Source organism: Bradyrhizobium barranii subsp. apii (assembly GCF_011516635.5).
Classification (GTDB): Bacteria; Pseudomonadota; Alphaproteobacteria; order Rhizobiales; family Xanthobacteraceae; genus Bradyrhizobium; species Bradyrhizobium barranii.
On sequence record NZ_CP096255.1, the window covers coordinates 3,088,998 to 3,101,932 of the forward strand.

Here is a 12,935-nt window from a genome sequence, read left to right on the forward strand (position 1 = left end):
TCAGGAGTGCCAACAATGAACCGCCCCGTACAGATCTTCACCACCGAGGACATTCGCCTGGAGCGCCGCCTGCCGACATACTGGCGTGTCACCTTCGACATGCCGCCGGTGAACATCTTCGGTCCAAAGCACCTTCCGCTGCTCAACGACATCATCACCGCGATTGAGACCGATCCGGACGTGAAGGTGGTCGTATTCGACAGCGCCGTCGAAGGCTTCTTCATCACGCATTACGACTTCCTGGCGCCGCTTGAGGACTCGCTTCGCGTTCCACCCGGGCCGACCGGCCTGCAGGCGCTGCCCGACATGCTGGTGCGCCTCAGCCGCGCGCCGGTCGTCTCCATTGCCTCGATCCGGGGCCGTGCGACCGGGGTCGGCAGCGAGCTCGCGCTGGCGAGCGACATGCGCTTTGCCAGCCGCGAGAAGGCGATCCTGTCGCAATGGGAGGTCGGCGCGGGACTCGTGCCCGGCGGCGGACCGATGGCCCGGTTGCCGCGGCTGATGGGCCGAGGCCGCGCGCTCGAAGTGTTGCTCGGTGCCGATGACATCCACGGCGATCTCGCCGAGCGTTACGGCTACGTGAACCGTTCGCTGCCGGATGCGGAGCTCGACGGCTTCGTCGAGGCGCTCGCCATGCGCATTGCGTCGTTCGACAAGGAGGCTATCGCCGAGACCAAGCGTCTCGTCGATGTTGCGAGCCTGCCGCCGGATGACGAGATCAAGCCGGAGTGGGACGCGTTCCTGGCCGCGCTCGGCCGTCCTGCCAGCCAGACCCGCATGAAGGCGCTGATGGCGCGCGGCTTCCACCGCGCCGGCGACGTCGAGAACCGGCTGGGCTTCCATGTGGGTCAAATCAGCGGCTAACGGAACCGCTGTGGCGTTCGGCCGGTTGGAGGAGTGACAGGCGGTCGTGCCAATGTCGCTTTCCTCCGCTACCGAGCGCCGGTGCCAAAGACCAACTTAAAAACCAACAAGGAGAATTGAGATGATCCGCAAGGCAACAGCAGTCTGGAAGGGCACCGGTCGCGACGGCACCGGCCATCTGTCGAGCGAATCCGGCGTGCTCGCCGGGACACCCTATTCGTTCAAGACCCGCTTCGAGAACGAGAAGGGCACCAATCCCGAGGAGTTGATCGCCGCGGCCCATGCCGGTTGCTTTACCATGGCACTGGCCTTCGGCCTTCAGCTCGCCGGCTTCACGCCGGACGAGCTGTCGACGGAAGCCGCCATCACGCTCGAGCCGGAAGGCAAAGGCTTCAAGATCAGCAAGTCGGCACTGACGCTTCGCGCCAAGGTGCCGAACCTTGACGACGCAGGTTTCGCCAAGATCGCCGGCGAGGCCGAGAAGAACTGTCCGGTGTCGAAGGTGCTCAACGCCGCGATCACGCTCGACGCCAAATTGACCTGATCCAACACAGGGAGCGGTGCCATGCCTCGCCAAGATCTCTCTCGCCAAGATCCGCCTCGTCAAGATCTGCCTCGCCAGCATCAGCCGGATGAAGACAGGTTCCGGGCGATTTTGCCCGAGGACATCGCTTGGCAACCGTTCCCTGCGTTCCCGCCGGGCGCGCGGCTGGCGGTGATGGTCGGCCATCCCAATGAACCCGGACCTTACGTGGTCCGGGTGAAGGTGCCCGGGGGCACGAAGCTGATGCCGCACAAGCATCCGGAAGATCGCATCTACACGGTCATGTCGGGTGTGTTCTACATCGGCCTCGGCGAGCGTTTTGATGGCGACCAGGTGAAAGCCTATCCGCCGGGCAGCGTCATCGTGCTGCCCGGCGAGACCTGGCATTTTCACTGGGCGAAGTCCGGCGAATACGTCACACAGGTCTCCGCCATCGGGCCGCTGGGCCTCGAATATCACGATGACCATGATGACCCGCGCTTGCATCCGGCAGCGGACAAGCGCTGACTATCTCGACGAAACCAATGGAGCATCAGATGACGACAGAGCGTGCAGTTTTGGCCGGAGGCTGCTTCTGGGGCATGCAGGATCTGATCCGCAGGCAACCGGGGGTGATCTCCACCCGTGTCGGTTACACTGGCGGGCATGTGAAGAACGCCACCTATCGCAATCACGAGGGCCACGCCGAGGGGATCGAGATCATCTTCAATCCCGCGAAGACGAGCTTCCGGACCATGCTGGAGTTTTTCTTCCAGATCCACGATCCCACCACGCTCAACCGCCAGGGCAATGATCTGGGCACGAGCTACCGCTCGGCAATCCTCTATACGAGTGACGAGCAGAAGAGAGTCGCCGAAGACACCATCGCCGATGTCGAGGCGTCAGGCCTCTGGCCCGGCAAAGTGGTGACCGAGGTCGCGCCCGCAGCGGAGTTCTGGGAAGCCGAGCCCGAGCATCAGGATTATCTCGAGCGCTATCCCGATGGCTACACCTGCCACTTCATCCGGCCCGACTGGAAGCTGCCAAGGCGCGCGGCCGCCGTGGGAGGCTAAGCGGATTGTCGCGTAAGGGCGCCGAGGGCCTTTGACGAGGAGTGCAAATGTGCGAACTCCCCTCATCGTACGATCACGAGAATTCCTCGGGGCTCAATGCGCCTCCGACCGGCGTCGGCAGATCACTGTCACCGCCTTGCGGGCGACCTCCCTCAGATCGGCGCGGCGTGCGCCGGCGCGGGCGCGGATGGCGATCGTCTGCATCGTGGCGGCGGCAAGGATCGCGAGTGCAGCCGGATCGGCCTCGCGATCCAGCTCGCCCTTGTCCTGCGCCAGGCGGAAGCGGGCCTCGAAATCGGCATCGATCGCGCGTAGTCCCGTCGCAACGCTGCTCCGGATCGCCGCATCCTCGGCGACTTCGGTCACCGCGGTACCGACCACGAAGCAGCCACGCGCTGATCCCTTGCCGGAAAAGTAGATCGACAGCGCCGCGTCATAGGCCAGCATCAGCGCTTCGTCCAAGGGATGGTCCCCTGCGAGAGCCTCGCGCGTTGCGGCGAGGCTGATCTCCCAATAGCGCGCCAACGCCTCGAGATAGAGCGCGTGCTTGTTGCCGAACACCGCGTAGAGGCTCGGTGGGCTCATGCCGGTCGCGGCCGCGACCTTGTCCAGGGACGTGCCGGAATAGCCCGTCCTCCAGAACGTTTCTGTCGCCCGCTTGAGGGCCGTCTCAGTGTCGTAGGCGGGTGGCCGTCCCCGGCGCGCCGGGCCCGTCTCGCTCTTTTTCCGTGCCATGTCGTTCGAACCTGGTTGCCATGTTCCACACGTATATTTGTATGGATCGTTATAAAAATCAATGGCCGCGCGGCTTGATCGCTGCATCGGGGTACAATATTTGTAACGAACGTTAGTAAATGAGATAGGGACGAGGACGATGGGTTTGAACTTTGCGCCAATCGCCGGCTGGCTGGGCGATCGCAGCTTCCGCGGGAGCGAGGCCGCCGCGCTGTGGTTCGGAGCGGATCTTGCCAGGCGGCTGCGCCGGCCCCTGATGCTCGTGGTGCCCGCCGCGGCTGCCGTGTTCGGCGCCTTCATGTACTGGCGCAGGAACAATTTGTCTCGACCGACGATGCGTTCGTGCGCGCCGCGAAAGTCACCATCAACGCGCGGGTGTCCGGCCAGGCGGTCGAGATCGCCGTGCGCGACAACGAGCGCGTCCGGCAGGGCCAGGTGCTGTTTCGAATTGACCCGGAGCCCTACCAGATCGCCGTCGATCAAGCCGAAGCCCGGCTCGGCAGCGCGCGGCTCCAGATCGACTCCCTCAAGGCGACCTACCGCCAACAGCAGGCGGAGCTGCAATCGGCGAAGGACTCGGCCTCTTTCGACGAGCGCGAGTTCGACCGCAAGAGGATGCTGGTCGCCTCCGACTTCACGCCGCGCGCGGTCTACGAGCGGGCCGAGACCGATCTCAAGGTCGCGCGCCATCGGATGGCATCGATCGAACAGCAGATCGCCAATACGGTCGTCGCGCTCAACGGTGACCCCGACATCGATGTCGACCGCCACCCGACGGTCCGCGCGGCCAGGGCGCAGCTCGATCGCGCGCGGCTCGACCTCTCCTACGCCACGGTGAAGGCGCCCGACGACGGTATCGTGACCAAGGTCGACGATCTGCAGATCGGCGGTTTCGTCAACGCGGGCGCGCCCACGTTCTCACTGATGTCGAGCCGGGACGTCTGGATCGAGGCGAATTTTCGTGAGACGGGCCTGACCCACATGCGGCCGGGCCAGGAGGCGAGGATCGACGTCGACGCCTATCCGGATGGAAAATTCAAGGCGCATATCGTCAGCATGAGTCCCGGCACCGGGTCGGACTTCTCGATCCTGCCGCCGGAGAATGCGACCGGGAATTGGGTCAAGGTCGTCCAGCGGCTGCCGGTGCGCCTCGAGCTCGACGATTCCGATCCGACCCGGCCGCTGTTCTCCGGCATCAGCGTGACGGCGCGGGTCGACACCGGCCATCGTCGCAACTGGCTGCATCTGCTCCAGCCTGCGCTTGCGACGGAGGTCAAATGAGTACGACCCTCCCATCGACCGCGACCGGCGGTCATCATGCAATCTCGGCGGCCGCCCTGATGGCGACCTACATGCAGGCCGTCAACATTTCGATCCCGAACGCCGCGCTGCCGCACATCCAGGCCACGCTCTCGATGGCCAATGACGAGGTCGGCTGGGTGTTCTCCTCGTATATCGCTGCAAGCGCCGTGACCATGTCGATCACCCAATGGCTCGCGGGACGCTATGGCCGCAAGGCGGTCTATCAAGCAGCCCTTGCCGTCTTCACGCTTGGTCTTGTCCTCGACACGCTGGCGACGACGTCGATCCAGTTCGTGCTGGCGCGGATTCTCCAGGGCGCGGCGAGCGGACCACTTGCGCCGCTCTCATTGGCGATTCTGCTCGAGGCGACGCCGGCGGTGCGGCAAGCGCGCATGGGCCTGGCATTGACGGTCTGCTCGCTGCTCGGCATCAGCACCGGCCCCGCTCTTGGTGGCTGGCTCAGCGAATATTACGGCTGGCCGTCGATCTTCTATGTCACCTGCCCATGACGGCCTTCATCGCCCTGACGATGGCCCTGTTGCTGGGCGAGAAGCGGGCAGAGCGGAGCCAGCCCTTCGACGTCTTCGGCCTGACGACCTTCTCCGCCGGCATGATCGGGCTGCAGATGCTGCTGGATCGCGGCGAGCGCCTCGAATGGTTCGCCTCGACGGAGATCTGGGTCGAAGCGATCGCCTCGGTCCTGGGCTTCTATCTCTTCATCGTGCACGTTCTGACGAAGAAGGAGCATTTTCTCCGCACGGCGCTGTTCAGGGATCGCAATCTCGTCCTCTCGACGGTGATCTCCTTTGCGCTCGGCTTCGTCCTGCTGCCGACATTGGCGTTGACGTCCCCGATGCTGGAGGAGTTGCTCAACTACCCTGTCGACACCACCGGCTACATGAGCATTCCACGCGGCGTGGCGCTGGTGGGAGCGCTGGTGCTGACGAGCCTGGTTCCGGGACAGGTCGACTACCGGCCGTTCCTCATGGGGGGCATGGCGCTGGTGGTCTATGCCAACTGGCTGATGCTCGGCTATTCGCCGGCGATGGACTGGCGGCCGGTCGTCGAAGCAGGTTTCCTCCAGGGCGCTGGTCTCGGCATATTGTTGCCGGCGCTGGTGAGGGCCGCGTTCGGAACGCTCGATCCGAAGCTTCGCCCCGAAGGCAGTGCGCTGATCAACCTGTCGCGCCTTTACGGCAGCACGATCGGCATCGCGGTGGTCCAGCTGTTCTTCTATGCCAACACTCAGGCCGTGCATATCGCGCTCGCCAAGCATCTCACGCCTTATCGTGTCGCGGCGAATGTCACGGGCCCGATCGGGAAGTCAGGTCTCGCCGCCCTCAACGGCATGGTCACGCGCCAGGCGGCCACGGTTGCGGTCATCGATCAGTTCGAGATCCTGATGTTCGCCATGCTCGTCGTGATCCCGCTGGTGTTCTTTCTTCGTAAGCCGCGCCCCGCCGGCTAGCGCCGGAGAGTCGTGAAATGACGTTGTGTCCGCAACCTCGATCGCTTCGTCCGCATCGCGCGGCTAGCAGTCAATAAGGAGTATCACCATGACGACCTCCGATTCACTTCGTTACACGAGAATTCCCACGCATGAGGCCGTGACGATTCCCGCAGTCGGATTTGGCACGCTCATTCCGGATCCGCTCGTGACCAGGCAGGCCACCAGGGCTGCATTGGAGGCCGGATTTCGACATCTCGATTGTGCCGAGCGCTATCGCAACGAAGCGGCCGTCGGCGACGCGCTACAGGACGCGTTCAAGGCGGGCACGCTTCGGCGCCAGGACCTGTTCGTTACGACGAAGCTATGGAACACCAATCATCGGCCGGAGCGGGTCAGGCCCGCCTTCGACGCCAGTCGCCGGCGGCTGCAACTCGACGAGATCGACTGCCACATCATCCATACGCCCTTCGCCTTTCAACCCGGCGACGAGCAGGACCCGAGGGATGCGAGCGGCCATGTGATCTATGATTCAGGCGTGACGTTGGCGGAGACATGGGGGGCGCTGGAGCGGCTCGTCGACGAGGGGCATTGCAAGTCGATCGGGCTGTCGGACATCACCTTGGAGAAGCTGCGCGAGATCGTCGAGGTCGCGCGGATCAGGCCTGCCATGGTGCAGGTTGAATCGCATCCGTACCTGCCCGAATGGGAGCTGCTCGACTTCTGTCGGGAGCATGGAATTGTCCTGCAGGCGTTTGCCGCGCTGGGACACGCCATGAAGCCGAACCTCCTCGCTGACCCCGTGATCACCGCCATCGCGGAGCGCCTGCACAAGACGCCGGCTCAGGTCGCCCTGGCCTGGGCCGTCCAGCGCGGCACGGCTTTCCTGACGACCTCGACCAATCCTCGGCGGATCGAGGAAAACTTCGAGATTTCGACGCTGCCTGCAGACGCCATGCGGGAGATGCGGGACCACATCACGACGAATGTCCGGTTCAACACAGTGGTCGAGACCGGCGTGCCCGGATTTATTCCGCGGGCAGGATGAAGCGCGCGGCGCGGTGCGAAAGCCGAAGGCCTTCGGCCGGCCTCGTCAAGTCCGGAGTTGCGCGATCAAATCGCGCGCGCTGCGGATATCGGCGATGCCGGCGCCCTCGCTGAACGCCCCGCATGCACGTTCGAGAATTGCCAGGGCCTCTGCATTCTGGCCGGCTCCGATCATGAATCGCGCGAGGCTGATCGCACCGCGCAGCTCCCAGAACCGCGCGCCCTGCTGGTTGGCAATCTCCATGGCCTCGCGAAAGCGCGCCTCGGCGTCCCCCGCATGCCGCGGGCTCTTGAGCAACAATTCACCCTTGATGCGCATCAGTTCCGGCAGATACCACAGCTCCTGCCGGTCGTTGCAGCGGGTCAGGACGTCCTCGATCACGTCGAGGCCACGGTCGACCTGGTGGGCCTCGCCTGAACACGCGGCGAGTTCGCCGAGCAGCGGAAGAAAGCGCGGCAGGAAACGCGCATCGCCGGCGCGATTGAGCTCTTCGCGCAGCAGCGGCAGGCCGGTTGCGACATCGCCACGCCTTACGACGACCGCCGCGTTGAAGGCCCGTGCCCACAGGCCCCACAGCCGGATGGCGTGGCGCTCGGTGTGTTCGAGTAGCTCGGCGCCGTGGCGCTCCGCGGCCTCGAAATCGCCGGACCAGAAGGCGATTGGGCAGGCGGCTTGCCCCAGCACGCTGCAGAAAGTCAGCGCGTGGCCGTTGGCGCGACCTTCCTCGATGTTTCGGGCGGCGAGCGCCTGGGCCTGATCGGCGAGGCCCTGAAGCCACAGGATGCGGGCCCGGAAATATTGCGTCGATATCCTGAGGTCGAGCGGGAAGATCTTCGGCTTCTCCGCCAGCACGTGCAGCGACGCGTTCACGCGCTCGATGCGCAGCCGTGCGTCGTTCTGATCGCCGAGATAGTGCAGCGCCACCGCCATTAGCCGGTCGCCCAGCATGAGATCGGTCCTGTCCGACGAGTTCGCCGCTGCATTCGCAAACCGGTCGGCGAGCGCACGGGCCTTGCCGAACTGTCCGTTGTTGAACTGGTCGATGCACAGGCCCCAGAGCGCGCGCAGCCGGAAGTCCTTGTCGTCGAGCCTGTCAGCCAGCTCCAGGGTCGTCTCGAGGATCGGACGCGCCTCGCGGGCGCGGCCCTCGCCATACATCAGCGACCAGCCGAGCGCCGACAGGAGTTGCATGCGAATGCGATCGTCGCCGCTGTCGCCGAGCGCGGTGAGCGCCGTCTTGGCGCGCTCGCGGCATTCGGCGAACAGGGACAGGCGGACCCACAGCGTGACGGCAGCCGCCGTCAGCGCGATCCCGAGTGCAGCGTCGCCGTCGGGCCCGAAGGCCCAGTTCAATGCGGCGCGCACATTGTCCAGCTCCGCGCCATAGATGCTCAGCCATTCCGGCAGCGGCGTCGATGTATCGGCCTCCGCGCGCTCGAAGAAGTCGCGAAAATGCTCTGCATGACGGCGCGCGAACTGACTGGTCTCGCCAAGCTCGTTCAGCTTTCCATGCGCATAGGTGCGCGTGGTGTCGAGCAGGCGGTAGCGCAGCGTTCGCGAGCCGGATGGCGAGATCAGCGATTTGGTGACGAGACTGTCGATCGCCTCCAGCGTTTCGGACGTGCCGAGGCCGTCGCCGGCAGCCACCGCGGCAGCCGCCTCCGGCGCGAAGGGCCCGGCAAAGACCGACAGGCGTCGCAGCGTGGCACTCTCGGCGGGAGGTAGCAGATCGTAGCTCCAGTCGAGCGCCGCGGCGAGCGTCTGGTGTCGTGGCACGGCGGTGCGCCGACCCCGCCACTGCAACGAGAAGCGGCTGTCGAGCAGCGACGCCGTGCCGGCAATGCCGTACGCATTGACACGGCCGGCCGCGAGCTCGATTGCGAGCGCAATGCCATCGAGGCGCCGGCAAATGCTCGCGACGAGCGGCGCTTCTTCCGCACTGAGCTGGAACGGAGCCGAGCTCTGCGCAATGCGCTCGACGAAGAGCTGGGCCGCGGGGTAAGCGAGGACCTCGGCGACTCCCAGGTCCTCGCGCTCCGGCGGGCAATCCAGCGGGAACAGGCGGAAAATCCTTTCGCCATCGCTCCGGAACGACTCGCGGCTGGTTGCGAGAACGCGAAGCTGCGGTGCGTCGCGAACGATGCGCTCGACGAGCGGTGCCAACGCATCCAGCACATGCTCGCAGCTGTCGAAGATCAGCAGAGCTGGGCCGGTCTTCAGAAATGTCAGCAGGGCCGGCGTTGGATCCTCCGCGCTGATGGTCAGTCCCAGTGCGGAGGCGATGGTGGTCGCGATGTGGCTGGCATCCCTCAGCGGACCGAAGTCGACGAAGAATACGCGCCCGCCGAAATCCGCCGATCTGCGATGCCCGACGGTGACGGCGACGGCGGTCTTGCCGATGCCGCCGGGGCCGACCACCGTCATGAAGCGATGCAGCGAAAGCCCGTTCGATATCTTCTCGACGATCTCCTCCCGTCCGAGCATTTTCGAGAGCGGCGAGGGAAGGGAACGGGGAGGTGCGATATTCACGGCGGGCTGAGCGGCCGGCGGGGCCGCGTGAGCGAGCGAGGCGACAAAGCAGTAGCCGCGGCCGGGCACATTGACGACATAACGGGCCGACTTCCCGGTATCGCCCAGCGCCTTGCGCAGTGCCGCGACGTGGAAGCGCAGGCTGCCCTCGTCGACATTGACGTCGGCCCAGATGCGCTTGACCAGCTCTCTCTTGTCGATGACTTCGCCGGGGCGCTCGGCGAGGAAGATCAGAATATCGAGCGCGTGGCCGCCGACGTGAAGCGGCGAGCCCTCCTTCTCCAAGAGCCGCGACTTCGGAAATAGTCGAAATGGCCCAAAAGAAATGGCCGAGTCTTCGATACGATCTGGCACGCGCCATTGCCCCCGCAACGGGAGTCAGAATGTATTACTTTTTGGTCTATCAGAACGAGGCGTACAGTAAACTGGCCGAAAGCAGTGGGCAGAGCTGGTAGCCCTGCGCGCATGGCTTCGATCGGTCGGTCCGCCGAAATAACCCTTAAGAAGTAAAGGGTTACGTTGACATGACAAGGCAATGACACCGGTGCTCTCACCCGGATGGCGAATTGACGGCGGTAGCAGATTGCTGAGACTGGATGGTTCGGGAGCCGGTCCCGCCTCGACAGTGACCACCGACTTCCGGAATTCGAACATGGCTTCCTTCTCGCGGCGACGATTCGTCCATGCGCTATCGGGCGCAGCGGCGCTGGCGGCCATCCCGCGCAGCGGACAAACCGCTGATTATCCGTCTCGTCCCATTCGTCTGGTGCTTCCGTACGGAGCCGGCGGAGCGGGGGACCAGATCGGGCGTCCCTGGGTGGACAAGATGTCATCGCTGCTTGGGCCGACCTTCGTGGAATATATCGGCGGTGCGGGCGGCGCGATCGGGGCTGCGACGGTCGCGCGCGAGGAGCCCGACGGCTATTCGTTGCTGCTCGGCAACGGCAGCACGCAGGTCATCATTCCCCTGACCTCGAAAAATCCCGGCTATTCGGTCGACGATTTTCGCGCCATCTATCGCTTGATCAGCACCGCGCTGGTTTTCGCGGTCCACCCGTCGGTGCCTGCCGCGGATCTGCGTGAGCTGATCGTCTACGCTAGGGACAATCCGGGAAAACTGTCCTACGGGACACCAGGCATCGGCACTGGCAACCATCTGGTCGGCGAATCCTTCAAGCAGCAGGCCGGCGCGCTGGACATCGTCCACGTGCCGTATCGGGGCATTTCGCAGGCGACCAACGACCTCGCCGGTGGCCAGATATCGCTCGTCATCGGCGTCATGTCCGACCAGTTGAAGCAACTGGGCGAGGCCGGGAAGGTCAGGCTGCTGGCGGTCACCAGCGAAAAGCGGTTGAGCGGCGCGCCGGAGATTCCAACCGCGGTCGAATCCGGCATGCCGGATCTCCGCTATGAGGGCTGGTTCGGCATCTTCGCACCGAGGCACACCGACGATGCGATCATCGACCGGATCGCGCAGGCGACGCTGGTCGCGATGGCCGATCCGGCGATGCAGGCAAACTACCGTGCCCAGGGCATCGAGCCCGACATCGATTCGAGTCCCGACAAATTCCAGCGCATCATCGACGCGACGACGGCAAGCCTGGCGCCCGTGATCAAGTCGATCGGGCTGAGCAATTTGTGAGGCCGCTCAGGCCTCCACGCGCGACGTCTGCCGGCCCTCCGCCGTGACCATGCGCGCCGACAGCGCGACGAGACACATCAGCGCGGCCAGCAGCCAGAACGCTGTCGGCAATCCGCCAAGCCGTGCGACGAAGCCGACGCCGGCGGGACCGATGAGGATGCCCGCGTAGCCTGCGGTCGTGATGGCGGCGACGGCGAGCCCCGTGGGCATCACGGTCTGCCTGGCCGCCCGGCGGAACAGCACCGGCACAAGGTTCGATGCACCGAGGCCGATCAGCAGGAAGCCGCCGATGGCGACCGCCGCTACGGGCGCCCTGAGCAGGACTACGAAGCCCGCGATCGCAATGATGCTGCCCCAGAACAATGTCGCGCGATCCCCGATGCGTGCGACGACGGCGTCGCCGCCGAGCCGCCCCGCGGTCATCGCGATCGAGAACACGATGTAGCCGATCCCGCCTTGCACTTCCGAGACGAGGCCGGCGCCGATGACGAGCAGCGCGCCCCAATCGAGCATCGCGCCCTCGACGAGGAAAGTGATGGCGGCGAGCAGCGCCAGCAGGAGCACGGAGCCATGCGGCAGCACGAAGAGCGGTCCGTCTTGCACCTGCACCGAACGAAGCAAGCGCGGCCAGGCCGCCAGCATCGCGACCAGCATCAGCACGGAGCAGATCAGCGTGCAGGCGAGCGCGCCGAGTTGCAACGAGAGCAGCGCAGTCATCAAGGCGGATCCCGCGAAGCCGCCGATGCTGAACAGCGCGTGGAAGCCAGACATCAGCGGGCGGCCCGCGTCGCGCTCCACCTCGACCGCGTGGATGTTCATGGCGACGTCGATGGAGCCGAGCGCGGCGCCGAAGGCGAACAGGGCCAGCGCCAGCGTTGCCGGCGAGCTCGCGATCGCCAGCAGGGGCAGCACCAGCGCCAGACCGAGCCCGCCCGCAATGATGATCGGCTTGCTGCCGTAGCGCGCGCTCATGACTCCGGTCAGAAGCATCGCGACGACCGAGCCGATGCCGAGGCTGAGCAGGAGCAGTCCAAGAACGCCGTCATCGACGCCGAGCCGCGTCTTTGCGAACGGCACTAGCGGCGCCCAGCATGCGATGCCGAAGCCCGCGACGAGAAAGGCGAGCCGCGTCGCGAGGCGCGTTGCCGGACGGTCGGCAGAATGCATGGGAACTCCGGGGAAGCAGGGCGGGGCGGATCGACAAGCCCTGAGATTGCCGCGCCTTTATGTCCGAGGCGTGCTCGAATTGTCGCAGATAGTGCTCAAGAACGGCGCGACGTCAACCTGGGTTCCGAAGCGTGTTGCGTTCGGGACGATATTCGTAAGCGCGCCGCCGGATTCGCGAGCGCGCCGCCGGGCCCGGCCGTCGGGCAAAACACCGGGTCATTCCGAGCTGCGCCGGTGTCAAGCCGCGCTTGCAATAATATTCCACTTTACCGAAATTCGGAAATGGCGTATGTGTCGTCCATCCCGGCTCACCAAGAGGGGTGTGTCGTCACTGTCGCGAGCCGGGCTTGCGGTGGATGCGGCAGCGTCGGGCGAGAGAGGTTAAGGGCAGGGCGGATTGCTCTCCGTGAGCCCAAAACTTCGTGCTGGATGAGCGGCGCTGTCAGGTTCGTCTCGTCTGTAAGTTTCCGGCTCCGTCGACAGGGCTGGAAAAACTGCGGCGAAATGGCGGGCCGTGCGTGCGGCAAAACCGTGTGGTCCTGGCCGTCGTTGCTACGGTCAAGTGCTTTGCGAATGCGGCAGTCGCGTCAACCGGCGCGGTGTCG

General features: G+C 65.1%; 12 protein-coding genes. 9 read left to right on the plus strand and 3 right to left on the minus strand.

What is annotated here, in order from left to right; genetic code table 11:
- Positions 1-15 precede the first annotated feature (15 nt).
- The 4 genes from HAP41_RS14670 (at position 16) to msrA (ending at position 2,460) form a co-directional block, all read left to right on the plus strand.
- Positions 16-864 carry an enoyl-CoA hydratase/isomerase family protein gene (locus tag HAP41_RS14670; protein ID WP_063981880.1) on the plus strand — a complete coding sequence of 283 codons (849 nt, stop codon included), beginning with the start codon at positions 16-18 and terminating at the stop codon, positions 862-864.
- A 121-nt stretch (positions 865-985) separates the two neighbouring features.
- Entirely contained in the window at positions 986-1,408 is a 423-nt protein-coding gene (locus HAP41_RS14675; RefSeq protein ID WP_014493564.1) for an OsmC family protein, read from the plus strand.
- Between the two features lie 21 nt (positions 1,409-1,429).
- Positions 1,430-1,915 carry a cupin domain-containing protein gene (locus HAP41_RS14680; RefSeq protein ID WP_224580839.1) on the plus strand — a complete coding sequence of 162 codons (486 nt, stop codon included), beginning with the start codon at positions 1,430-1,432 and terminating at the stop codon, positions 1,913-1,915.
- Positions 1,916-1,944: 29 nt separating this feature from the next.
- Positions 1,945-2,460, plus strand: a complete 516-nt coding sequence (msrA, locus tag HAP41_RS14685; protein WP_063986191.1) for a peptide-methionine (S)-S-oxide reductase MsrA — start codon at positions 1,945-1,947, stop codon at positions 2,458-2,460.
- Between the two features lie 93 nt (positions 2,461-2,553).
- Here msrA and HAP41_RS14690 read toward each other — a convergent pair whose 3' ends face one another.
- A complete protein-coding gene (locus HAP41_RS14690) occupies positions 2,554-3,195 on the minus strand; it encodes a TetR/AcrR family transcriptional regulator (protein WP_063981882.1) in 642 nt (213 codons plus the stop codon).
- A gap of 342 nt (positions 3,196-3,537) precedes the next feature.
- Between HAP41_RS14690 and HAP41_RS14695 the strand changes: the two genes are divergently transcribed.
- The 4 genes from HAP41_RS14695 to HAP41_RS14710 all read left to right on the plus strand — a co-directional run bounded on the left by HAP41_RS14695 (position 3,538) and on the right by HAP41_RS14710 (position 6,992).
- On the plus strand, positions 3,538-4,476 hold the full coding sequence (locus tag HAP41_RS14695) for an HlyD family secretion protein (RefSeq protein WP_248577204.1): 939 nt from the start codon (positions 3,538-3,540) through the stop codon (positions 4,474-4,476).
- On the plus strand, positions 4,473-5,006 hold the full coding sequence (locus HAP41_RS14700; RefSeq protein ID WP_248577205.1) for an MFS transporter: 534 nt from the start codon (positions 4,473-4,475) through the stop codon (positions 5,004-5,006). The genes HAP41_RS14695 and HAP41_RS14700 overlap by 4 nt, the downstream gene beginning before the upstream one ends.
- Positions 5,003-5,965: an MFS transporter gene (locus HAP41_RS14705; protein ID WP_248577206.1), complete on the plus strand. Its 963-nt coding sequence runs from the start codon at positions 5,003-5,005 to the stop codon at positions 5,963-5,965. The genes HAP41_RS14700 and HAP41_RS14705 overlap by 4 nt, the downstream gene beginning before the upstream one ends.
- 88 nt (positions 5,966-6,053) lie before the next feature.
- Positions 6,054-6,992 carry an aldo/keto reductase gene (locus HAP41_RS14710; protein ID WP_166100604.1) on the plus strand — a complete coding sequence of 313 codons (939 nt, stop codon included), beginning with the start codon at positions 6,054-6,056 and terminating at the stop codon, positions 6,990-6,992.
- A gap of 45 nt (positions 6,993-7,037) precedes the next feature.
- Here HAP41_RS14710 and HAP41_RS14715 read toward each other — a convergent pair whose 3' ends face one another.
- On the minus strand, positions 7,038-9,875 hold the full coding sequence (locus tag HAP41_RS14715) for an ATP-binding protein (protein ID WP_166100601.1): 2,838 nt from the start codon (positions 9,873-9,875) through the stop codon (positions 7,038-7,040).
- 298 nt (positions 9,876-10,173) lie between these two features.
- Between HAP41_RS14715 and HAP41_RS14720 the strand changes: the two genes are divergently transcribed.
- On the plus strand, positions 10,174-11,163 hold the full coding sequence (locus tag HAP41_RS14720) for a Bug family tripartite tricarboxylate transporter substrate binding protein (protein WP_166100599.1): 990 nt from the start codon (positions 10,174-10,176) through the stop codon (positions 11,161-11,163).
- A gap of 6 nt (positions 11,164-11,169) precedes the next feature.
- On the opposite strand, the gene HAP41_RS14725 is transcribed toward HAP41_RS14720, so the two are convergent.
- Positions 11,170-12,330 (minus strand): MFS transporter, encoded by a 1,161-nt coding sequence (locus tag HAP41_RS14725; RefSeq protein WP_071911513.1) that lies wholly within the window; start codon positions 12,328-12,330, stop codon positions 11,170-11,172.
- Positions 12,331-12,935 lie beyond the last annotated feature (605 nt).